The organism is Kribbella sp. NBC_01510, from assembly GCF_045040325.1.
Taxonomy (GTDB): Bacteria; Actinomycetota; Actinomycetes; order Propionibacteriales; family Kribbellaceae; genus Kribbella.
Genome location: NZ_CP109418.1, coordinates 5505052 through 5528117, shown reverse-complemented (window position 1 = coordinate 5528117; position 23066 = coordinate 5505052). Strand labels below are relative to the sequence as shown.

Here is a 23066-nt window from a genome sequence, read left to right as displayed (position 1 = left end):
TACCCCCTTGAAGGGACATTTCCCTCCCCAGTCCACCCATTCCCGGACCCCACAAACAAGCCGCAGCCTGCCGTGCCCACCTCGAGCGGCATGGTCACCGGTTGGACGCCGAGTTGACGAAGGCGGCAAGGTCCTCGGACTGTTGCAGCCGGGATTCGTCGTGGACGTACATCATGTGGCCGGCCGCGTAGTACTTCGTTTCGATGTTCGCGACCAGCTCGGCGGGGAGCTGCAGGCGGGCGAGGGTGTTCTCGGTCGCGAAGTACGGCGTGGCGCCGTCGTAGTGACCCGATGCGACGTGGAGCTTCAGATGCGGGTTGGCGCGCATCGCTTCCGCGAGCTTCTCGGCGACGGTGATCTGCTGGCCCTCGAACTCCTTGAACGACCAGTTCTTCGCGGCCTCGAAGTTGAGGATCTCGTAGGGCAGGTCGTTCTGGTAGCCGAGCTCCATCCGCACGTAGTGGTTCAGCGCCGCCGTGTACGGCCCGATGATCGCGGCGAACGACGGGTCGTTGCCCTGCTTCTCACCACCGGAGTCCGCGTCCCAGCCGACGAAGCGGCCGTCCAGCCGGCCGACGACCTGGCGACGTGACCGCAACAGTTCGGCGAAGAAGCGCATGTGCTCGATCCGCAGGTTGACCCGGTCGATGTAGTCCTCGCTCAGCCCGGTCAGCGCGGCCAGCCGGGTGGCCACCTCGGCCCGGTAGTCGGCCGGGATCCGGTTGCCCTGGGCAAGCGCATTCGGATACCGGCCGGCCGCGAACCGCTCGGCGTCGGCCAGCACTTCATCCAGAGAACGATCCGGGACGAGACCGTGGTAGTGCGCGATCGCGGCGTACGACGGCAGGAACAGCGTGTACGGCAGATCGTTGCCCGGCGTGAAGTCGAGTGTGCCGAACTCGAGCACCGCGGAGATCAGCATCACCCCGTTCAGGTACATGCCGTACCGCTGCTGCAGGTGCGACGCCAGCCCGGCGGCGCGCGTCGTACCGTACGACTCGCCGGCCAGGAACTTCGGCGACATCCACCGCCCGTTGCGCGAGGTCCACAGGCGGATCACCTCGCCGACCGACTCCAGGTCGCGGGTGAACCCGTGGTACTCCCCCGGCTTCTCCCCTTCGACCGCCCGCGAGTATCCGGTCGACACCGGGTCGATGAAGACCAGGTCGCTGTGCCGCAGCAGCGTCTCGGCGTTGTCGACCAGCCCGTACGGCGGGGGCGCGAGCTGACCCGCGTCACCCGACACGACGCGGCGCGGACCGAGCAGCCCGAGATGCAACCAGATGCTCGACGAGCCCGGTCCACCGTTGAACGCGAACGTCACCGGCCGGTCGGCAGCGTCCGCGTCGTCCAGCGTGTAGGCGGTCAGGAACACCTCGGCCTTCGGCTGATGCCCGTCGAACTTGCCGTCGGTGAGCACCTCCTGCCGCAGCACGATCCGCCCGGTACTCGCGGTGTACTTCAGTTCGCGGCCGTCGATCGTCAGTGAGTGCTGCGTCGTCACCAGGTCGTCCACCGGCTTCTTCGGTTCTGCCGTACTGGACGGGGACTCGGTGCTCTCATCCTTGGCCATGTCGAGCACCCTAATCCAAGCGTTCAACCATTAGCGTGGGGACTATGGCGACGATTCTGCATATCGCGTTCATGGAGCAGTGGGAGGCGGCTCGGGAGGCCGGTTGTTATCGGTGGTCGACGCGCGGGACGAGCCTCGACGACGGTGCGACGTTCATCCACGCGTCCCGCCCGGAGCAGGTGGCCATGGTGGCGAACTTCGTGTATGCCGACGTGACTGAGCCGCTGTGCTTGCTCGTGATCGACACCGAGCGCTTGGTGTCCGCCCTGTGTGAAGAGCCGGTGGGCGACCAGTTGTTCCCGCACATCTACGGACCGCTCAACCTCGACGCGGTGGTCGACGTACGGCGTTATGAGCGGGGCGCCGACGGGCGCTGGCCGGCTGTGACCGCGCAGGCCGTATCCTGAGAGCAGGAACGGGTCGGTCGGGCGATCGCGTCGCCCGCGACAGCGGGCGCCGAGGAAAGTCCGGACTCCACAGGGCAGCGTGGTGGGTAACACCCACCCGGGGCAACCCGCGGGACAGTGCCACAGAGAACAGACCGCCAGCGGCTCCGATGAACCCCGTGGTTCATGGGAGTGCGGGTGAGGGTGAAACGGTGGTGTAAGAGACCACCAGCTCCGCAGGTGACTGCGGAGGCTCGGTAAACCCCACGTGGAGCAAGGCCAAGAAGGACGGTGGGCAACCACCGCCCGCGCGAGCGTTCGAGGGCTGCCCGCCCGAGCTCGCGGGTAGGCCGCTGGAGGTGCCCGGCAACGGCCACCGTAGATGGATGATCGCCACCACAGAATCCGGCTTACAGACCGACCCGTTCCTCCGTCCGAGGCGCTCCCCGGCCAGCCGACTCTCGGGGGCTGGGACACCTCCTGGGGCGCTGAGACAAGGAATAACCTGTCTCAGCCCACCAGGACCTGTCCCAGCCCCTCAGAGAGCGGGACGACAAGCCTCCGCCGGCGCGCGCTAGAACCAGTCCGCCTAGTGGCAGCGGTCGTCGTGGGGTGGTTCGGGGATTCGGCCGGCTGGCTTCTCCCAGGGTTCTTGGCGGCCGAGGGCGGTGAGGTCGAGGGCGGTGGGGGTGAAGGTCATGGCGTCGGGGCCGCGGCCGTAGGTGGAGTAGGTGTGGTGGATGGCTTCGCCGACGCGGAGGAAGCAGCTGAGGCCGTGGAGGTCGAAGGGCTGTTGCGTCTGGGTGTGACCGTTGTCGGGGTGGACGTCCCACTCGGCCTTGGTTCGGTAGTTGTACTCGAACGGCAGGACCGACTCGTCCAGCGTGACGTGGTAGTCGTAGTTGAAGTCGCTGCCGGACGACGAGTACCACGGGAAGTTCCAGCCGCGCTTGGCCCGGTAGGCGGCCAGTTTCTCGTACGGCGCCCGAGACACCAGGGCGAACGTGGTGGTGGTGCTGTGGAGGTACTCCAGCGACCCGATCTCGTCCACGAAGGCGGTGCAGTTCGGGCAGCCGGCGTCCCACTCGGGCTGGAACATGAAGTGATAGACGACCAATTGCATCCGGCCTTCGAACAGGTCCGCCAGGCCCACCGAGCCGTCCGGTCCAGTGAAGACGTACGGCTTGTCCACCAGGACCATCGGCAGTTCGCGACGCCGCGTGTTCAACGCGTCCCGCCGCTTGGTGAACTCCTTCTCCTCGGCGAGCAGCGCCTTACGCGCGACCAGCCACTCGTCCCGGGACACGACATCCGGAAGGTTCATCCCAACTCCTCCATCGATCAGCACTGATACCGGGGACGTCGGAGCCGATCTCCCGCTTTCGACACAAGGTCGTGTCGGGACCACCAGACATGACCTCCGTGGTGGCACGCTTGGACTATGGCGCGCAGAGGACTCCGCCGGATGCGCACGGGGATCGTGATCCTGGTGCTCGTCGCGCTGCTCGCGGGCGCCGGGTACGCCGGCTGGATCATGGTGAAACGGTCTGAGCCGGTATCGCTGCCCGAGCCGACGGGGAACTTCCAGGTCGGGCGGCGTGGGTTCGAGTGGACCGACACACCGCGCCGCGATCCGTTCGCCGACGGTCCGCGGAAGCTCTCGGTCTGGCTCTGGTACCCGGTCGCCAAGGGCACGACCGGACGCAAGGTCGAGTACGCCCCGGACCTCTGGAGCGGACTACACCTGAAAGCGCCGCTGTCGTTGTTCCAGGGACCGTTCGACACGCTGGAGGATCGCGCACTGGATCGCGTCGCCATCGCGCCCGGGCGCTTCCCCGTCGTCGTGCTGATGCCCGGGATGGGACTGTCCGCGCCGATGTACGCGAGCCTCGCCGAGGATCTCGCCAGTCACGGCTACCTGGTCGCCGGCGTGACACCGACGTACAGCGCGAACCTCACCGTGCTTGGCGGCCAGCCGATCGGGAGCAAGGAGGCGGCCAACCCGCCGAACCTCGGCGACAGCAGCGAGCAGGCGCAGAACGTCGGCGATCATCTCGTCGGCACCTGGGCCGCCGACGCGCGTTTCGCGGCCGGCATGCTGGCCAAGCAGTTGCCGGCCAGCGTCGAGACCGGGCTCGGCACGTCGTACGTCGGCCACTCGTTCGGCGGCGCGGCGTCACTGGAGGCGTGCCGGCTCGACCCGCGCTGTGCGGCGGCGGTCGATCTGGACGGCAGCCAGTTCGGTGACGTGGTGACCAAGGGCGTGCGGGCGCCGATCATGCTGCTCGGCGCGGACGACTCGTGCATCACCAGCGTGTGCGGCCCGGACGCCAAGAACGACGCGGACCGCAACCGCGCCCTCTCGTTGCTCAAGGCAAGCACCGGTACGTCGTGGTGCGCGACCGTCCCCGGCAGCCGGCACTTCAACTTCACCGATTACGGCGCCTACTACCTGGCGTACCCGCTGCGGAAGTTCCTGCCGCTGGGCAGTGTCGGCCCGCGCCACGCCCTCACCGTGCAGAACGGCTACGTCACCACCTTCCTGTCCCACGCCCTCTACAACACTCCGGCTCCCGGCGCCCCCGCCTGCGCGACCTAACTTTCCGGCCATCGCTGACCACGGACACGCTGCCGCTGAACGGCGAGTAGCTCAGAGGTCGAGCTCGTACGTCTGCCCGACCAGGCTCTGGCCCCACATTTCGTGGGGTTCGGAGCCGGTCAGGCGGAACCCGCGGGTCAGGTAGATATGCCGAGCCGCGACCAACGGCTCGTTGGTCCACAGGACCATCCGCTTGTAGCCGGCCGCGCGGGCGAACGCAAGACAGGTGTCGACCAGCTCGGCTCCGAGGCCGACACCGCGGGCGGCCGGCGTCACCAGGAGCAGCCGCAACTGGGCCGTCGTCTCATCCGGACCCCGCACGCAGAAGATGCTGCCGGCCCGCTCCCCGTCCACCTCGGCGATCCAGGCGGCCTCACGCTCGTCGTCATGCTCGGACGCGTACGCCGAGACGATCTGCGCGATCAGCACCTCGTACGACGGACCCCACCCGTACTCGGCTCCGTAGATCTCGGCATGCGACTGCACCACCCACCCGAGGTCCCCCGGCGTCCCCAGCTTCCTGATCAGTTTCGTCATCACCCTGCCCGTTCTACTGACACGACTGTTTCAGTGAGCGATACTAGCCCCGTGCCGACCACGAAGCCAGCCCCTTCCGCGCGCCAGCTGGAACTGCTGGAGCGCGCGTACGCCTACTCGCTCACGCACGGGCTGGCCGACCTGTCGCTGCGTCCGCTCGCCACCGCGATCGGCTCGAGCCCGCGGGTGCTGCTGTTCCTTTTCGACAGCAAGGACGGCCTGATCCGCGCCCTGCTCGCCCGCGCCCGCGTCGACGAGCTCGAACTGCTCCGCCAGCTCGACGAGCGGTACGATGAACCGCCCGGGCTGACCGTGGTCGCGCGGGAGCTGTGGACCTGGCTGGCGGCGCCGGAGCGGCGGCCGCTGATGACGTTCTGGGTCGAGGCGTACGGGCGGTCTCTCGTCGCACCGGACGGCCCGTGGGTGGATTTCGGCCGCTCGACCGTCGACGACTGGCTGGAGCTGCTCAAGGCCAGTCAGCCGGATCCAGGATCCGCCGCGGCCGAGGCACGGCGTACCGGCGTGCTCGCGATGCTGCGGGGCGCGCTGATCGACCTGCTCGCGACCGGCGACCTCAACCGCACAACCGCGGCCGTCGACGACTACCTGGCCAGAATCTAACGTCCGAGGACCTGAGGGCTATGGCGCACAGATCTTCGGACGCAACGGGTCAGGCGAGTTCGAACGCGATCGTGCGCTTGGCGATGTCGGCCTCGACGAGCTTGACGCGAACCGCCTGACCGAGCGGCAACGGCGCCGTACCGGTGATGCGGCCCTCGACGGCGAGCGTGGTCAGCGCGACGACGCCGCGCGTGTTCTCGCGGTCGTCGACGTCGGTGATGACACCGTCGAACTCGGACCCGATCTTGTCGGCCACCAAGCCGGCCTCGACCATACTGACGATCGAGCGGTCGTACGCGTGCGCCCGCCGGTCGGCCTCGTCCATCACCTTCGGGATCTCGTCCATCGACTCGCGGACCCAGGCCGGCACCTCGGCGCCGGCGGACAGCGCGAGGCAGATCTCGCCGGTCCACCGATCCACCAGTCGCCGCAGCGGCGCGGTGACATGCGCGTACTCCGCCTTCATCGCGGCGTGCTCGGGTTTCGCCGGCACACTCCCCGCGAACGCCGTGTACCCGGCGCCGCGGAACAGCACTGTGCACGCGGCCAGCATTGCCGCGTGGGCCGGCACCTTCGGATCCAGTGCGTGGATGAATGCGGCGTACGACGTCTCGTCCGGCCAGGCGAGCCCGAGAGCCTTGGCGGTGTTCCCCAGCTTGCGCCGCAGGTCGTCGTGCGACTCGGGCAGCGTGCGCAGGATGCCGATCCGGCCCTTCATCATCAGCTCCGCGGCGGCCATCCCGGTGAGCAACGAGATCTGCGCGTTCCAGCCCTCGACCGGCAGCGGCGCGCGGAACTCCAGACCCCAGCCGTGGTTGGAGGTGACGACCTCCTGGTCCGGGATGGGCAGATTGACGCCGCCGCGGTCGAGCTCACGCTGCTCGCGGAGCTTGCCGACCCCGCGGAGCAACTGCAGGGACTCCGGCGCGTTGCCGGCGTCGAGGTCCTTCTGCACGCCCGCGTAGTTCAGCTTGGCCCGCGACTTCACCAGCGCTCGCTCGCACACCACGCCAGTGCCATCGCCGGACGCGTCGACCGTGATCGTCCACAGCACCGCGGGACGCACCTGATCGGGCAACAGCGACGCCGCACCCTCGGACAGCTCCGGTGGGTGCAGCGGGGTCCGCTTGTCCGGTGCGTAGAGCGTCTCGCCGCGGCGGCGCGCCTCGGCGTCGATCGGGTCACCGGGCTGGACGAAGGCGGCGACGTCGGCGATCGCGTAGTACACGGTGTAGCCATCGCCCGTCCGCTCGATGTGCAGCGCCTGGTCGAGGTCCATAGAATCCGGAGGATCGATGGTCACGAACTCGATGTCGGTCCGGTCGAGTTCGGGCAGCCGCGGACTCTTCACCGCCTGCAGCGCCGCCGCGACCACCTCGGCCGGGAACTCCGCCGGCACCTCGAGCTCACGCCGGATGTCCTGCAACGACGCCCGGAACACCTCGGGAACGTCCTCGGCGAAATGCACCCTTTGCAGCGGCACGTGAGCTCTCCGTCCTTCTCAGCGTTGTGCTGAGGTCAGACTAGCGAGGGTTGCACGTTGAACGAACGCAATGACGCGAGGCCGTCGGCGTACCAGTGGATCTCGGTCAGCGTTGCCGGGCGCAACTCCATCCGGAACAGTGACGACATCGGGGCCTGCAGCACCGACCGGACCATCAGCTTGATCGGCGTGACATGGGTGACCACGACCACGGTCTTGCCCGGATACCTGGCCAGGATCGCGTCCCGGGCGGACCGGGCCCGCCGCGCGCAGGTGTCGAACGACTCGCCGCCGGGCGGCGCGACCGCGGTCGACTCCAGCCACGCGTTCATCGCGTCCGGCCACTTCTGCTGGATCTCGGCGAACGTGTGCCCGTCCCAGTCGCCGAACGCGACCTCACGCCAGCCGTCGTCCACGACCGCGTCGAGCCCGAGCCGATCGGCCACCACGGCCGCCGTCTCCCGCGTACGCCGCATCGGCGACACCACGAGCGCGTCGACGCCACCGATCCGGGACAGATACTCCGCGGCCGCCTGGGCCTGCAGCCGACCGGCCTCACTCAGCCCGGGGTCGTCACCGCCGGAACCCGAGAACCGCTTCTCAGCGGTGTGCGGAGTCTCGCCGTGCCGCAGGAAGATCAGTTGCGTCGGCGGTTCGGCCTGCGCACCCCAACCCTGCAACGCCTTTTGCAGGTCCGACGCCTCCTGGGTCACCGCCGGTCCCGGTCCGGGAGCCTCCGGCTTCAGCGGGATCGGCACGCCGTCGAGTGCCATGTTCGCGAGTGCGTCGGCCGCGGCGTTCTGTGCCCGCGGCACCCAGGTCCACTCGGTCCCGAACGGCGCCAGGCCCTGCGCCTTGATCGCCAGCGGCTGCAGGTCCGGGTGCTTGATCTTCCATCGGCCGGCCATCTGCTCGATGACCAGCTTGGAGTCCATCCGCACCTCGATCGACGCGTTCGGCGCGTACTCCGCGGCCAGTTCGAGTCCCGCAATCAGACCGGAGTACTCGGCGACGTTGTTGGTCGCGATCCCGAGCGTCTTCCCGTCCTGCGCGATCACCTCACCGGTCGCGGGGTCGCGAACGAGAGCGCCGTACGCCGCCGGTCCCGGGTTCCCGCGCGAGCCACCGTCGGCCTCGACAATGACATGGCTTAGACCACTCATGCCGCGCTCTCCGACGTACGCACGAGAATCCGTCCGCACTCCTCACAGCGCAGTACGGCGTCCGGCGCGGCCGCCTTGATCCGGTTCAGGTCGGACGGCGCGAGCTCCATCCGGCAGCCCATGCAGCGCTTGCCGACCAGCGGCGCGGCGCCGATGCCGCCGTTGTGCTCACGCAGCCTCTGGTACTGCGTGACGAGGGCGTCCGGCAGCTCGGCGGCGATCGTGGCGCGCTTGTCGCCGAGCTCGGCCCGCTGCTCGTCCAGCTCCTTCAGCGCGGCGCTGCGGGTGGTCTCCAGCTCGGTCTGCCGGCCGGCGAACGCCTCGGCGCGGGTGCGCAGGTCGGCCTGGACCGCCTCGGCGGCCTCCAGCTTCTCCATCACCTCGAGCTCGGCGTCCTCCAGGTCGGAGATCCGCCGGTCCAGCGACCCGATCTCGTGCTGCAGGTTCTCCAGATCCTTCGGCGAGTTGATCTGACCGGAGTCGATCCGCTGCTGGTTGCGCGCCTTCCGCTGCCGAACCTGCTCGACGTCGGTATCGGCCTTCTTCTGCTCCCGCTGCAGGTCGCTGACCTCGGTGTCGGCGGTGACCAGGTCGTGATCGACGACGGTCTTCTCCGCGACCAGTTCGGTCAGGGCCTGGTGCTCGGGCAGCGATTTGCGCTTGTGCGCGACCTGATCCAGCTGCAGGTCGACATCCTGCAGGTCCAGCAACCGGCGTTGGACGGCGGGCTCGGCGTTCAGGATCGGCTCCTTAGCTCGTTCAGTTGTGTTCATGCCGCGGAATCAGAGCCGCAGGTTCCACGCATCCGTGCGGAGCGTCGAGATGTGAGTGTCCACGGTACTGCCTAGCGCTGCCAAGCTTTCGAGCAGGAGGCGCTCGGCGTCCCGCAGCCACGGCCACTCGCTGGCCCAGTGTGCGACATCGATCAGCGCCGGACCCTCGTCGTACGCCCGGGCCTCGGTCGCGGGGTGATGCCTGAGGTCGGCGGTGAGATAGGCGTCGACGCCGGCGGCACGGACTCGCTCGAACTCCGAGTCACCCGCTCCCCCGACCACGGCGACGGTCTCGATCGTCCGCTCCAGGTCGCCGGACACCCGTACGCCGTGCTCCGTCTGCGGAAGGCTCTCCGCAACCAACCGGGCGAAGTCCGCGAGCGGCAGCGGCTCCGGGAGTACGCCGACGCGCCCGCCACCGCGCTCACTCGGCAACTGCGCCAGCTCGTAGAGGTCGAACGCCGGCTCTTCATAGGAATGCGTGGCGACCAGCGCCTCGACGACGATCCGGCGGTTGCGGCGCGGCAGGATCATCTCCAGGCGCTTCTCCGGTACGACCTCGATGTCCCCGACCTGACCGATCGTCGGGTTCGCGCCCTCGAGCGGCCGGAAGGTGCCTTCGCCGACGCCGCTCCAGGCGGCCCGGTCGTAGTCACCGATCTGTCCGGCGCCGGCCTTCGCCAGCGCGTCGATCATCGCCTGCGTCTCGTCGACCGGCACGAACACCACGAGCTTGTCCATCGGCTCGGACGGCAACGCCTTCAGCGGCCGGGTGTCCAGCAGGCCGAGGGCCGCTGCGAGCGCGTCGCTCACGCCGGGGTTCGCGTTGTCGGCGTTCGTATGGCAGACATGCAGCGCGGTGTTGCTCCGGATCAGGTCGTGCACGACCCGGCCCTTCGGCGTGGTCGCGGCCACGCTGTTGACCCCGCGCAGCAGGAGTGGGTGGTGGGTGACGAGGAGATCGAAGTCGCCCTCGATCGCCTCGTCCACCACGGTCCGCATCGGATCGACCGCGAACAGGATCCGTCGTACCTGCTGCTCCGGATCGCCGGTGACCAGCCCGACCGCGTCCCAGGACTCCGCCCAGGCAGGGTTGTAGAGCCGGTCGAGGACGGCGATCACATCAGCAAGCGTGGGGGTCACGACCCCCATCCTGCCGCATCAGATCAGCCAGGCAGTGGTGTCACTCGGGAGCTTGTCGCCCTCCAGCGGACCGCTCGACAGAACCACCGCGGCGTCGGGCAGCTCGACCGGCGCGGCACCGAAGTTCGTGACGGACTGCCAGCCGCCGGGCCGGGTGAAGTGCAGGACCCAGTCGGTGCCCTCGACCCAGCTCAGCGAGTTGCTGGCCTGAAGACCCCGGCGGACGGCGAGGGCCTTGCGGTACAGGCTCAGCGTCGAGTCCGGATCGCCCACCTGCGCCTCCACCGAGTACGCACCGAACCACTTCGGCTGCACCAGGTGCGAGCCACCGGAGCCGAAGCCGAAGGACAGTCCGCCAACGGTCCACGGGATCGGCACCCGGCACCCGTCGCGGCCCTTCTCGGCACCCTTGGAGCGGAAGTACGCCGGGTCCTGCAGGTTCGCCGCCGGCAGTTCGCCGACCTCCTGCAGACCGAGCTCCTCACCCTGGTACAGGTACGCCGATCCCGGCAGCGCCAGCATCAGCAGGACCGCGGCCCGGGCGCGGCGCGATCCGAGTGCGACGTCGTTCGTCGGGTCGGTTCCGTCGCTCAGCAGCCAGTCCTTGCCGTCCTGCCAGCCGCCCTTCGGGTTCTTCGGCAGGCCGTACCGGGTCGCGTGCCGGACCACGTCGTGGTTCGAGAACACCCAGGTCGAGGACGATCCGTTCTGCTCGGCCAGCGCGAGGTTCTCCTCGATCACCCGACGGAACTTCTCGTACTCCCAGTCGGCCTGCAGCAGGTCGAAGTTGAAGGCCTGCCCAAGCCCGTCCGCACTGGCGTACCGGGCCCGCCGCGCCGCCGGTACGAACGCCTCGGCGACGGCCGACCGGGGCGGGTCGTACTCGTTCAGCAGGTTCCGCCAGTCCCGGTAGATCTCGTGGACGCCGTCCTGATCCCACAACGGGTGCTCGCCGTTCGACTCGGACTGCCGGGGCAGCGTCGTCTTCGACGGGAAGGGCTCGGACAGGTCCTTCACCAGCGCGCTCGCGACGTCGACACGGAAGCCGTCGACCCCTCGATCCGACCAGAACCGCAGTGTCTGCAGGAAGTCCGCGCGGACCTCCGGGTGCTCCCAGTTCAGGTCGGGCTGCTCGGCCGCGAACATGTGCAGGTACCACTGCCCGTCGTCGGTCCGCGCCCAGGCGGATCCACCGAACACCGACTCCCAGTCCGACGGCGGCTGGTCGCCCTCGCCGTCGCGGAAGATGTACCGCTCCCGGGCGGGCGTGCCCTTGGCGGCCGCGAGCGCCTCGGTGAACCACTCGTGCCGGTCGGAGGTGTGGTTCGGGACGATGTCGACGATCAGCTTGATGTTCGCGGCATGCAGCGCCTCGACCAGGTGGTCGAAGTCCGCCAGGGTGCCGAGCCGCGGATCCACGTTGCGGTAGTCGTCGACGTCGTACCCGCCGTCGGCCAGGGCGGACGGGTAGAAGGGGCTCAGCCAGACGGCGTCGATGCCGAGCTCGACCAGGTACGGCACGCGGCTGATGATGCCCGGCAGGTCACCGACGCCGTCGCCGTTGGAGTCGGCGAAGCTGCGCGGGTAGATCTGGTAGACGACGGCCTGCCGCCACCAGTCGGGGTCGGTCGTCTGCGGACTGGTCACGTTCGCCTCACTCGAGTGTCAGTCTTGCGCGGTTGTTTATATAGGCTCTAAATTTAGATTCTGCAGTATTCTGCGCTCGGATTCACGATCAGGTCAAGGGGCTTCTTTTTCATGGCGAAACCACCGGCTACACCGCCCACGGCCACGCCGCCGATGCTGCGCCGGGTGAACGCGGGGAAGGTGCTCGGCGTGCTCACCCGCGCCCGGGTGATGACCGGGACCGGCCTGATCGAGGCGACCGGTCTGACCCGGGCGACCGTGCACGCGGTCTGCAACGACCTGATCTCGATGGGCTGGGTGGTCGAGCACGATCCGGGCCGCAACGACGCCTCCGTGGGCCGGCCGTCGCGGCGGTTCGAGTTCAACAGCCGCGCGGGCTATGTGCTCGGCATCGACATCGGCGCGGCCAGGACCACGGTCCTGGTCAGCGATCTGCGTGGCGAGACGATCGCCAAGGCCGGGCGGTCGGTGGCCGGGGCGCAGAGTCCCGCTGAGCGGACCGAGATCGTGCACGAGACCGTCGTCGAGGCGCTCGCCGGCGCGGAGATCGCCAACGACCAGGTGATCGCGGCCGGTGTCGGGGTCGCGGCGCCGGTCGACCGGGACGGGAACATCCTGGTCGACGACGAGTTCTGGCGGCGCTTCGACGCAGGATTGGCCACGCGGCTGACCGACCTGCACGGCTGGCCGGTCCTGCTGGAGAACGACGCGAACCTGGCGGCGCTCGGCGAGCACTGGCTCGGCGTCGGGCGGAATGTCGCCGATCTCGCCGTACTGCTGGCCGGTGAGCGGTTCGGTTCCGGGCTGATGGACTCCGGCCGCCTGCTTCACGGCAGCCGCGGCGGTGCCGGCGAGATGGTCTACCTCAAGCTCGTCGAGGGCGTCGGCGACACCCACGGCATCGCCAGGATGGCCCGCGAACAAGGCGCCGCGGCGGTCGCCGACCCGGCCGTCGGGACCGCCCTACGCGAGCTCGCCGGTGACCGCCCGGTCACCGCGGAGCTGGTGTTCGCCGCCGCCGAGGCCGGCGATGCGGTTGCCCTAGGCATCCTTCAGCACGTGGCCGGGCGAACCGCCCGGGTGGTGGCGACGCTCGGCATCCTGTTCAATCCCGAGCTGGTCGTCCTCGGCGGTGCGGTCGCCGAGGCGGCCCAGGCGCTCCTCCCGGACATCGAGAAGCACCTGGCCGGTTTCACCAGTACGCCGCCGCGCGTCGCCGTCTCGTCCCTCGGCGAGGCGATCGTCTCGGTCGGCGCGGTCCGCCACGCCCTCAACTACGTCGAGCACCAGGCGCTGGACCTGCAGCTCAGCTGCCGTCCCGAGTGAGCGCCCGCCGACCCGAGTGAGTGCCCGCCGACCCGGTCATGAGCTGGCCGGGGGTTGCCGGGTCGCCTTGTGCATGGGTCAGCCATGCCGGTGGGGACACCCGCTCGTGGGTGGAGACAGGAAATAGCGGGTCTCCTGCTCATTGTGTGGCTGGTGGCCGGCCTGCCGCGTCCTGGTCGGAGGCCTGACCCGGATCCGGTGACCTGAGACAGCTTGCGGTGGGCCGAGACACGCAATACCAGGGCCCCGCCCACCACGTCCTGTCCCAGGGCCCGGCCACCACGTCCTGTCTCGGGCCTCGACCACCACGTCCTGTCCCAGGCCCTCCCACCACGTCCTGTCCCAGGCCCTCCCACCACGTCCTGTCCCAGGCCCTCCCACCACGTCCTGTCCCAGGCCCTCCCACCACGTCCTGTCCCAGGCCCTCCCACCACGTCCTGTCCCAGGCCCCGGCCACCACGTCCTGTCCCAGGCCCCGGCCACCATGTCCTGTCTCGAGGCCCGGCCGACCGCGGGATCCGCCGCGACCTCGCACAGGTACCGGGGACCGCGGACAAGGCACAACCTGTCCGAGGACCCCAGAGGGTGTCCCAGGTCCCGCAGCTCGGCACCGATCCCACCGCCACCAGCACGAACCCCGCCCCGTCGCGGCAACCGCCGGTGTGGTCCACCACGATGGCGGCCGCTGCGCGCGGGACCGGCTGGACGGAGGCTGATCGGATGCCGTTGGAGGCGGGGACGTGCAGCTCGACAGGAAGTGTCGGCCCCGACCCCGGCCGGGCGGCCGGTTTCAGGCGTGAATGCCTGACCCGGCCAACACCCCGGCACCGACACATCCTGTCGAGCTGCACATCCCAACCGACCCTCACTCAAACCACCCCACACACATCCAGCAAGAGAGCCGAAATGGCCTGCACCAGCCCACCACGACCCGTCCCAGGTCCCGTCATGCTGTCTAGCGGGCTCCGGTGAGGGCCTTCGCGACCGCCTCCAGCACGATCACGTTGCGACCCGACGTCGTGGCAGTTGCAACACCGGCCGGAACCAGTGCCCGGTCCTCGGGAATCCCAGTGCAGAGCACGAAGGTGTCGCCGTCGTGGCCCTGCAAGAGGTGCGTGAGTGCCTCGCGCATCCACGGCGTACGCACGGCGTCCTGCACCGCGATCACCAACGGCCGGCCGGCGGCTGCCTTCGCCGCCTCCGCGATCGCGTTGCCGGCCGGTGAGTGGGTATCCGTCAGGCGATGCTCGCCACGCAGGACCACACCGTCCGAGCCGGGCGCGACCCGGGCGAAAATCTCCGGAAGCCCACTGAAATAAGGATTCCAAGCCGGGTGCAGACCCTGGGTCAGATCGATGACGTACGTCGACGCGCCCAGGGCGGGGAACGTCTGGCCGGCCACGACGCGGGCGGCGACCTCGCGAATCGGTGCACCGTCGAGACCGGGCTGACGGGTGCGCCGGGCGAGCGTGGCGGCGAGTGCGCGGACCCGGGTGGCGGCGTCGGCGACCCGCTCGGCGGCGAGCGTACCGTTGCCGACGGCATCGACCACGCGGGCGATCAGCGCCTGCGGATCGGCGGATCCGACCGCGATCATGGCGAGGTCGGCCCCGGCCCCGATCGAGGCGACCGCCGCATCCTCGATCGAACGGGTCCTGGTGATCGCCTGCATCTCCAGTGCGTCCGTGGTGATCACGCCGGTGAAGCCGAGCTCTTCGCGCAGCAGCCCGGTCAGCAGGCGATGCGAGAGGGTGGCCGGCTGGTCGTCGTACGCCGAGAACACGATGTGAGCGCTCATCACCACGTCGGCGCCGGCGGCGATCGTCGCCCGGAACGGTGCGAGCTCGACCGCCGAGACCTCCTCGATCGAGCGGTCGACCCGGGGCAGGCCGACGTGGGAGTCGACGGCGACGTCGCCGTGGCCGGGGAAGTGCTTCGGGCAGGCGGCGATGCCGGCCTCGTGCACGCCCTCGACGAATGCGACGCCGTGGCGGGAGACGAGTTCGGCGGTGGCGCCGAACGAGCGGGTCGAGATCACCGGGTTCGCCGGGTTGCTGTTCACGTCGACCGACGGCGCGAGCATCAGGTCGATGCCGAGACTCGCGAGCGTCGCGGCGGCGTCCCGGGCGGACGCCCGGGTCAGGTCGACGTCGTCCAGATCGCCGAGCAGCCGCGGCGAGGCCAGCGGCCACCGGTTCGCCGGCGCGAGGTGGCTGAACTCGCCACCCTCGTGGTCGATCGCGATGATCAGATCGGGTCGCTCGGCCCGCAGCGACGCGGTCAGCGCGGTGACCTGGTCGGCGTCGACGACGTTGCGGGTGAACAGGATGACCCCGCCGAGTCCGCCGGCGACGGCCCGGCGCAGCTCGTCGGTCGCGGTCGTCCCGGGGAGACCGACGATCAGGGCGCCGGCGGCATCACGATCCAGCGACTGGGGCGACGGGGCGGGGAAGGTCTTGGGCTGTTCACTCATCCCCCTACCCTCTCCCGGCGCGCGGTCCGGGCGCCACCCCGTCACCCAGAGCTAATGACCAGCAGCTGACAACGGGAGTCAGGGCGATCGTTGTCAGGCGTTGTCAAGGCGTTCCCCGAGCGTATTCCTGCGGGTTTGCGGGGATTCCTGAGATTGACCCCTCGCTGTCCGGGCCGACTACGGATAACGTTGTCTCTCGACCTTGACCGCTCTCGACGGAGCCCGACACCGTGACCGTACTGATCACCCACGTCTCCTCGCCCGAGTTGTTCGCCGGCAGCGACGACGATCCGCGCCAGTTGCTGCGGGTCGAGCTGACGCGTGCCCGCGGCGACGGCGCCCTGTCGGTGCGGGTGAGCGGCGACGGCCTGTCCGGTACGGCGGACCTGCCGCCGGGCGACGGGCCGGCCCGGGTCGAGGTGCCGCTCGACATCGCGGGGCCGCTGCGCTCGTCGTACGGTGCGAGTGTCCCGGCGACCGTGATCGTGTCGGCCGAGGACCGTGACGTCGCGTCGGACAGCGGCACGGTGGTGATCGCCGAGCCGGGCTGGACAATGGTGATGGTCTCGCACTTCCACTACGACCCGGTCTGGTGGAACACGCAGGCGGCGTACACGACCAGCTGGGACCTGCAAGGCCCCGACGGCACCACGCGACCGGTCTACACGCACAACGCGTTCAGCCTGGTCGACGCGCATCTCAAGCTGGCGCTGCGCGATCCGGCGTACTGCTTCGTCCTGGCCGAGCTCGACTACCTCAAGCCGTACTTCGACACCTTCCCGGAGAACCGCGCGGTCCTGCGCCGGCTGATCGCGGAGGGCCGGGTCGAGATCATCGGCGGCACCTACAACGAGCCGAACACGAACCTGACCGGCGCCGAGACCACCATTCGCAACATCGTGTACGGCGTCGGCTACCAGCGCGACATCCTCGGCGGCGACCCGCAGAACGCCTGGCAGCTGGACGTGTTCGGGCACGACCCGCAGTTCCCCGGCTACCTCGCCAAGGCTGGGCTGACCGGCTCGGCGTGGGCTCGCGGACCGTTTCATCAGTGGGGACCGCTGCGGCAGGCCTGGAGTGAGCCGAAGGCGGGCACGGCCGCGGTGATGCAGTTCCACAGTGAGTTCGAGTGGATCAGCCCGAGTGGGGACGGCGTACTGACGCACTACATGCCGGACCACTACGGCCCGGGCTGGGAGCTGCAGAACGCGCCGAGTGTCGAGGCCGCGGGCGACACGGCGTACCAGCTCTTCGCGACGCTCAAGACGGTCGCGGCGACGCGCAACACGCTGCTGCCGGTCGGTGGTGACTACACCCCGCCGAACAACTGGATCACCGCGCTGCACCACGACTGGAACGCGCGCTACGCGTGGCCGAAGTTCGTCTGCGGTACGACGAAGCACTTCATGGACAGGGTCCGCGCCGAACTGGCCGCCGAGGGCCGCCGGCCGTCACCGCAGTCGCGGGACATGAACCCGATCTACACCGGCAAGGACGTGTCGTACATCGACACCAAGCAGGCCCAGCGCGCCGCTGAGGTCGCGGCGGTCGACGCGGAGAAGCTCGGCACGTACGCCGACCTGCTCGGGCTCGGCCGGTTCGCGGAAGCCTCGCTGGACAAGGTGTGGCGGCAGCTCGCGTACGGCGCTCACCACGACGCGATCACCGGGTCGGAGTCGGACCAGGTCTACATCGACCTGGTCACCGGGTGGCGTGAGGCGCATGACTTGTCGGATGCCGCGCGTACCGCGTCGTTGTCGGCTTTCGCGGCGCGGATCGACACGTCGGCCTTCGGGTCATCTGGCTTCGGGTCGTCGGCCGTGGTCGTCACGAACACGCTGTCGTTCACGCGGACCGACCTGGCTCGCGTTGCGGTGCCGGGTGAGGGGCCGTGGCGGATCGTCGACGCCGACGGTGCCGAGGTGCCGTCGGTGGTCGAGGGCGACAAGCTGACCTTCCTCGCGCGGGACGTGCCGTCGCTGGGGTGGCGGAGCTACGGCCTGGTGGCTGGTACGGCGGCCGCGGTCTGGGGACCGGGCTCGGGCGAGACGGTGGAGAACTCCTACTTCAGCGTGACTGTGGATCCGTCGCGGGGCGGCGGAGTCAGCTCGATCGTGGAGAAGGCTTCGGGGCGCGAGGTTCTCAAGGGCCTCGGCAACGAACTGCGGGTGTACGAGGAGTACCCGGATCACCCGCGCTTCGGCGAGGGTCCGTGGCATCTCATCCCGTCGGGTCCGGTCGTCGGGTCGGGTGCGGCGCCGGCGAAGGTGTTCACGCAGGTCGGGCCGCTCGGCAGTCGGGTGATCAGCCGCGGCGAGGTCGACGGGATCTCCTACGAGGCGGTCGTCGCGCTGTACGACGGTCTCGACCGAGTCGAGTTCACGACGCGGATTCTGGACCACGCGCAGTCGGACCGCCTGGTCCGCGTCAAATTCCCCGCTGACGTACCGGGCGCGCTGCCGCTGAGCGAAGTAGCCGGCGCGGTCGTCGGCCGCGGCTTCGGACTGATCGACGTCGACAGCGCCGCCGCGCCCTGGACCCTCGACAACCCCGCCAACACCTGGTTCGGCCTCGGCACCACAGCGCGGGTGGACCTGCTGGATGCCGACGGCAACCAGGTGGGCACCCGCCCGCTCGCCATCGCCGAGATCGTCGTCCCCGACGACTCCGAGCCCGCCGACGTCCGCGACCTGGTCGTAGCCCTGGCCCGAGTAGGTGTAACCGCCACCACGTCATTGGCCGGTGGCTCTCGCTACGGCCACCTCAAGGTCGACTCCAACCTCCCCGACCTCCGCATCCTGATCGGCACAGCAGCCGCGCTGCTGCAGGAAGCTGAGGAAGAGCAGCCGACCACCACCGCTGCCAGCACTTCGGCGCCCGCTGGACTCCTCCCCACTTCCGCCGCCGCAGGCGGCGCTGTGTTTGTTCCGCCGCGGACTGCGTTGGCGGACGTGTGGCAGCCGAATGCGGATGTGCGGGATGTGCGGGCTATTCCGGCGGTGGTGCTGCCTACGGCGGAGGCTGTTGCGACTGCTGTCGTGGAGTTGGGACAGGCGCGGATCAGCGCGACTGTGGTTGGTGACGGCGTGATCGAGGAGTTCGAGGATCGGACCGTCGCACTGCTCACCTACGGTCTGCCGGGATTCGCGGTCGACGCGACCGGCGCTCTGCACGCATCACTGCTGCGGTCGTGCACCGGCTGGCCGTCGGGGATCTGGATCGACCCGCCACGGCGTACGGCGCCGGACGGGTCGGCGTTCCAGTTGCAGCACTGGACGCACGAGTTTCGGTATGCGTTGACCAGCGGTGACGGCGACTGGCGCAAGCAGCAACTGCCGAGCCGCGGCCAGGAGTTCTCCTCGCCGTTGCTAGCGGCAACCACCACAGCGCACGACGGGACCCTGCCACCCACGCACAGCCTGCTGCAGGTCACGCCCGAGCGAGACGTGCTGGTTTCCACCGTGAAGCCGGCCGGCAATCCCATCGCCCGCGGGTCGGGTGTCCCGGCCGACCCGCGGGACGGTGTCACCGTACGGTTGATCGAGGCAACAGGTCTGGGTTCGACCGCAACGATGACCTCGGCACTGCCGATCACCACCGCCCACCACGCCGACCTACTGGAGAACCGCGGCGCCCCGATCGACGTTGCCGACGGCAACTTCACGATCGACCTGGCCGGCTCCACCGTCGACACCTTCGTCCTCGGCCTCGACCACACCGAGCCCGCCAACCCCGCCGTACTCGGTCAACCGGCCGAGCTGGCCCAGCCGTCGTACGCGCGCTACTGGCTGCACAACCGTGGACCCGCCCAGCTGGGCTTCCTCCCGGTCAGCCTGTCCGTCTCCCCCACGGTCGCTCGGACCGCCGGCAAGCCGGTCGAACTCTCGATGGTGATCGCCAACCAGTACGCCGACAGCCCGGCCGCAGGATTGTTGACAATCCAACTCCCGGACGGTTGGACAACAGAACAATCCGATCGTCAACTCCACCTCGAGCCCGGCGGCTACATCCGCCATCTCACGACCGTCACCCCACCGGAGAACTGCGCACCAGGCCAGTACTTCGTCGCCGCCCAGGTACTCACCCACACCGACGACCTCGCCGGCGGCGCAGGTGTGACAGCAGTCGAGGACGTGGTCACGGTCTTCGTCGGCGAGAGCCCGGAGCTCACTGCCACCCTCGGCTTCGGCATGCCGCCGTCCGAGGCGCCAGATCACGGATCTGGTGCACCCGACAACGAGCCCGGCCGCCCCACCGGCCTCACCGTGGCCCCATCCACGCAGGACATCCGGCTCACACCCGGTACGTCGGAGACACTGGACTTGGTCTTCACCAACAACACGTCCGCCGAGATCCGCGCCGAGCTCCAACTGGCATCGCCGTACGGGACCTGGTCCTGGTTGCCTGACCCCGTCCGCCCGGTCGTCGTACCTCCGAAGTCGTCCGTCACCGTCGCCGTGCCGATCCACGCACCCGCCGACGCGACGCCGGCGCACGCGTGGGTGCTGCCGAAGGTGATGTGGTTCGGCCGCGCGCAGTACGCACCCACCGTCCGCCTGGAGATCCGATGACGGCGGCTCTGACGGTGGGCCATGGTCATGGGCACAGTCACGCGCCGGTGGCGCCGCCGGAGGTGATGGCGTACCTCAACGGGGAACCTGTGCTCCGCGAGCTGCTCGACGATCGGCTCGCGGTTCTGCGTGCGGGTGACGCCGCCTGCGTGCTCCCCCGGCCCGACAGTCGTGAAGGCCGTCAGCTCATCCGGTGGGTCGCGCAGATCGTGCTCACCGAGCAACTCTGCCTCGACGAGCTCCGCCGCCGTGCGGACGCCGTACCTGCGACTCGTGTCGGGCCGGCAGGCGAAGCCGAGGCGATCGACGGGGTCGAGCTGGTCGACGGGGCCGGCGAGCCGGATCCGATCGACGTGTCGACCGCGATCGCCGTCGGGTCCATCACGGCAGCGGCGCTGGCTGGTTCTGAGGCGGTACGTCGGGTCGCCGCGCTGGTGACCGCGGACGTCCGGATCCCGGCGGAGCAGTTGGCCTACGCGGCCGACGTCCTCGGGCAGGAGCCGCCGGCCGATCCCGCCGTACCGGTGGCGGACTGGCATCGCGAGCTTCTGCAGAGCGCCCGGCTGGAAGCGTTCGCCCGCTGGCTGAACGCTGCCATGCACGACCGGGTCCAGCTGGTCCACGGGCTCGAGCACCCGGGCGACAGCAGCCAACCTGACAACCTGCACCGGCACTGACTGGGGGACCATGAGCGACGAGGCAGAGACGAATCAGGGCACGGTCCTCGGGATCGACATCGGCGGCACGAAAATGGCCGCCGCTCTGGTGTCCGCGGACGGCACGATCGGCACCGGCGACCGGATCCTCACGCCGCCCGGCGGTGCGGACGAGGTGTTCGCCGCGCTCGCCGAGCTGATCGAACGCGTGCGGGGCGACGCCACTCCGCTGGCGGTCGGGATCGGTTCGGCCGGACCGCTGGACCAGGAGCACGGGCTGGTCTCGCCGGTGAACATCACCGGCTGGCGGAACTTCCCTCTGGTCGAGCGGGTACGGGCGCTGGCCGGCGACGTACCGGTGACGCTGGGAGTGGACGGGCACTGCTTCGCGCTCGGCGAGTTCTGGACCGGAGCCGGGCGGGACGTCGACACGCTGCTCGGCATCGTGGTGTCGACCGGGGTCGGCGGTGGGCTGGTCGTCGACGGCAGGCCGATGATCGGTCAGTCGGGCAATGCCGCACACATCGGTCACATGGTGGTCGACCAGGACGGCGAGGCGTGCGCGTGCGGGTCGTACGGGTGCGTCGAGGCGTACGCGAGCGGGCCGCGGATGGTTGCCCGGGCCAAGCGCCGCGGCTGGCGGGCGGACGAGGACGTGGACGCCGCCGTACTCGCCGCTGACGCGGCCTCCGGCGATGAACTGGCGCTCGCGATCTTCGACGACGGCGCCCAGGCATTGGCTGCCGGCATCGTCGCCACCGCGGTCACGGTCGACCTCACCACAGTCGTCATCGGCGGCGGCGTGGCAAAGGCCGGCCCAGTCCTCTTCGACCCGGTCCAAGCCTGGGTGAAGCGCCTGGCCCAGCTCCCCTTCGTCGCCGACCTGACCGTAGAACCCGCCCAACTAGCCAACGCCGGCCTCCTGGGCGCCGCCCACCAAGCCTGGTCCACCCTGCCCTAACCCCGCCCCGCTCCGACGTCGGCCTGGTCGACGAGCTGCGGTTGATCCACCGCCCCCGCCTGCTCCACCGCCCCTCTCCCCGGCACCACCAGCCGCCTCGGCAAACCCGGCCGACCCTCACTCCCCACGCCGCCCCCCGCCGCCCCTCCACTCCCCGCCTATCCCCCTCACCTCGGCCGACCTCACCCGCGAGCCGGGGTTCTCAGACTTGGCACACAGTGATTGCGCTCGGAAAAGGTTGTCTCGCGCACCTTTGCGCAATTTTTACCCAATCACCCGAAACCGTGTAACGACGACCCCGTTCCACGCGATGCAACGGATGGATGGGGTGGGGGCACGTCATCCACGGTCGGTCAAGGGGGCCTTGGATCGGCCGGAAGCGGTTGGTGAGGGGGGTCTGACCAACCGAACGCGTGAGCGGCGGGCGAGGAAACTCGCCCACCGCCCTCGCAGCACCACCGAGTACAGCAGAAGAGGCACCACCGTCCGCCAGCGTTGTCCGGGGCAACGCTCGACCAGAGAGACTCGGTCCCGATGGACGTCGCGGTACTCCCCCTCTTCGCCCTCTTTTTCACCGCCCTGGTCGTCACGACAACGTCGAAGTACGACGTCCTGCGCGTCTCGATCCGACGACCCCGGGTGTGTCCAGCTCGCCGCCATCTGCGCCGCCGCGGTCACTGTCCCGGTCGACCTGTACGCGCTCGGGTACGACGCGACCGGCCCAGCTGGCGCATCGCTCCAGGATGTCGCCGCCCGCCTGCTGCTGCTGAACGTTGCCGCCGCCTGCGGTCTCGCCTCCCTGCACGGCGCCCTGCGGATACCGAGTGACGACTGGCACGGGATGGGTGTGCTCGGGTGGAGCGGCCCGCTGATCGCGCTGGTCGTGGTCACAGCCGTGGTAGCACTCGGATCCGATGGGAACGGATCCGGTCCGGACAGCGTCGGATCCACGGCCGGCAGTGCCGGGGCGGCGCTTGCGATCTACTCCTTGCTCGTCTGCGTGATCAGTGCCTCATCGCTGTTCCGCCGACGAGTGCGGGGTGCGATCGATCCTCAGGAGGGATGAGGATCGTCGCGGGTTCTGCACCGTGGACGGTGGGCGGTGGTTGCGGGAGGGCCTCCACCGCCACAGCCCCGTCCACGGTGCAGAACAG

Annotated in this window: 17 protein-coding genes and 1 other RNA gene; 8 read left to right on the top strand and 10 right to left on the bottom strand. The window is 69.5% G+C overall.

The window, feature by feature from the left end:
- Positions 1 to 94: 94 nt before the first annotated feature.
- A complete protein-coding gene (locus OG558_RS27720; RefSeq protein WP_405065629.1) occupies positions 95 to 1573 on the bottom strand; it encodes a S10 family peptidase in 1479 nt (492 codons plus the stop codon).
- A 44-nt stretch (positions 1574 to 1617) separates the two neighbouring features.
- Here OG558_RS27720 and OG558_RS27715 point away from each other — a divergent pair, with 44 nt between their 5' ends.
- Complete coding sequence (locus tag OG558_RS27715) at positions 1618 to 1980, top strand: DUF952 domain-containing protein (RefSeq protein ID WP_405065628.1); 363 nt, start codon at positions 1618 to 1620, stop codon at positions 1978 to 1980.
- A gap of 9 nt (positions 1981 to 1989) precedes the next feature.
- An RNA gene (rnpB, locus tag OG558_RS27710) (RNase P RNA component class A) lies at positions 1990 to 2388 on the top strand.
- A 160-nt stretch (positions 2389 to 2548) separates the two neighbouring features.
- Here rnpB and OG558_RS27705 read toward each other — a convergent pair.
- Complete coding sequence (locus OG558_RS27705; protein WP_405065627.1) at positions 2549 to 3283, bottom strand: DUF899 domain-containing protein; 735 nt, start codon at positions 3281 to 3283, stop codon at positions 2549 to 2551.
- A gap of 117 nt (positions 3284 to 3400) precedes the next feature.
- Between OG558_RS27705 and OG558_RS27700 the strand changes: the two genes are divergently transcribed.
- Complete coding sequence (locus OG558_RS27700; protein ID WP_405065626.1) at positions 3401 to 4558, top strand: alpha/beta hydrolase family protein; 1158 nt, start codon at positions 3401 to 3403, stop codon at positions 4556 to 4558.
- A 51-nt stretch (positions 4559 to 4609) separates the two neighbouring features.
- Here the strand turns inward: OG558_RS27700 and OG558_RS27695 are convergent, their stop codons facing one another.
- Positions 4610 to 5095: a GNAT family N-acetyltransferase gene (locus tag OG558_RS27695; protein ID WP_405065625.1), complete on the bottom strand. Its 486-nt coding sequence runs from the start codon at positions 5093 to 5095 to the stop codon at positions 4610 to 4612.
- 51 nt (positions 5096 to 5146) lie between these two features.
- Between OG558_RS27695 and OG558_RS27690 the strand changes: the two genes are divergently transcribed.
- Positions 5147 to 5716, top strand: coding sequence for a TetR/AcrR family transcriptional regulator (locus OG558_RS27690; protein ID WP_405065624.1), 570 nt, complete (start codon positions 5147 to 5149; stop codon positions 5714 to 5716).
- 49 nt (positions 5717 to 5765) lie between these two features.
- On the opposite strand, the gene OG558_RS27685 is transcribed toward OG558_RS27690, so the two are convergent.
- Genes OG558_RS27685 through OG558_RS27665 form a run of 5 tightly spaced genes read right to left on the bottom strand, consistent with a single transcriptional unit; the run spans position 5766 to position 11925 of the window.
- The gene (locus OG558_RS27685) at positions 5766 to 7199 is read right to left on the bottom strand and encodes an RNB domain-containing ribonuclease (RefSeq protein WP_405065623.1); all 1434 of its coding nucleotides are present in this window, start codon (positions 7197 to 7199) and stop codon (positions 5766 to 5768) included.
- Between the two features lie 35 nt (positions 7200 to 7234).
- Positions 7235 to 8362 carry a bifunctional RNase H/acid phosphatase gene (locus tag OG558_RS27680; protein ID WP_405065622.1) on the bottom strand — a complete coding sequence of 376 codons (1128 nt, stop codon included), beginning with the start codon at positions 8360 to 8362 and terminating at the stop codon, positions 7235 to 7237.
- Positions 8359 to 9135, bottom strand: a complete 777-nt coding sequence (locus OG558_RS27675) for a zinc ribbon domain-containing protein (protein ID WP_405065621.1) — start codon at positions 9133 to 9135, stop codon at positions 8359 to 8361. Before OG558_RS27675 ends, OG558_RS27680 begins: the two co-directional genes overlap by 4 nt.
- A 9-nt stretch (positions 9136 to 9144) precedes the next feature.
- The gene (locus OG558_RS27670; RefSeq protein WP_405065620.1) at positions 9145 to 10278 is read right to left on the bottom strand and encodes a Nif3-like dinuclear metal center hexameric protein; all 1134 of its coding nucleotides are present in this window, start codon (positions 10276 to 10278) and stop codon (positions 9145 to 9147) included.
- An 18-nt stretch (positions 10279 to 10296) separates the two neighbouring features.
- Positions 10297 to 11925 (bottom strand): glycoside hydrolase family 13 protein, encoded by a 1629-nt coding sequence (locus OG558_RS27665; RefSeq protein ID WP_405065619.1) that lies wholly within the window; start codon positions 11923 to 11925, stop codon positions 10297 to 10299.
- A gap of 111 nt (positions 11926 to 12036) precedes the next feature.
- Between OG558_RS27665 and OG558_RS27660 the strand changes: the two genes are divergently transcribed.
- On the top strand, positions 12037 to 13251 hold the full coding sequence (locus OG558_RS27660) for an ROK family transcriptional regulator (RefSeq protein WP_405065618.1): 1215 nt from the start codon (positions 12037 to 12039) through the stop codon (positions 13249 to 13251).
- A gap of 955 nt (positions 13252 to 14206) precedes the next feature.
- Here OG558_RS27660 and nagZ read toward each other — a convergent pair.
- The gene (nagZ, locus tag OG558_RS27655; protein WP_405065617.1) at positions 14207 to 15724 is read right to left on the bottom strand and encodes a beta-N-acetylhexosaminidase; all 1518 of its coding nucleotides are present in this window, start codon (positions 15722 to 15724) and stop codon (positions 14207 to 14209) included.
- Positions 15725 to 15954: 230 nt separating this feature from the next.
- Between nagZ and OG558_RS27650 the strand changes: the two genes are divergently transcribed.
- Genes OG558_RS27650 through OG558_RS27640 form a run of 3 tightly spaced genes read left to right on the top strand, consistent with a single transcriptional unit; the run spans position 15955 to position 21912 of the window.
- A complete protein-coding gene (locus tag OG558_RS27650) occupies positions 15955 to 20295 on the top strand; it encodes an NEW3 domain-containing protein (protein ID WP_405065616.1) in 4341 nt (1446 codons plus the stop codon).
- Positions 20292 to 20972 (top strand): hypothetical protein, encoded by a 681-nt coding sequence (locus OG558_RS27645; RefSeq protein ID WP_405065615.1) that lies wholly within the window; start codon positions 20292 to 20294, stop codon positions 20970 to 20972. Before OG558_RS27650 ends, OG558_RS27645 begins: the two co-directional genes overlap by 4 nt.
- A 10-nt stretch (positions 20973 to 20982) precedes the next feature.
- Entirely contained in the window at positions 20983 to 21912 is a 930-nt protein-coding gene (locus tag OG558_RS27640) for an ROK family protein (RefSeq protein WP_405065614.1), read from the top strand.
- Between the two features lie 586 nt (positions 21913 to 22498).
- Here the strand turns inward: OG558_RS27640 and OG558_RS27635 are convergent.
- A complete protein-coding gene (locus OG558_RS27635; protein WP_405065613.1) occupies positions 22499 to 22750 on the bottom strand; it encodes a hypothetical protein in 252 nt (83 codons plus the stop codon).
- Positions 22751 to 23066 lie beyond the last annotated feature (316 nt).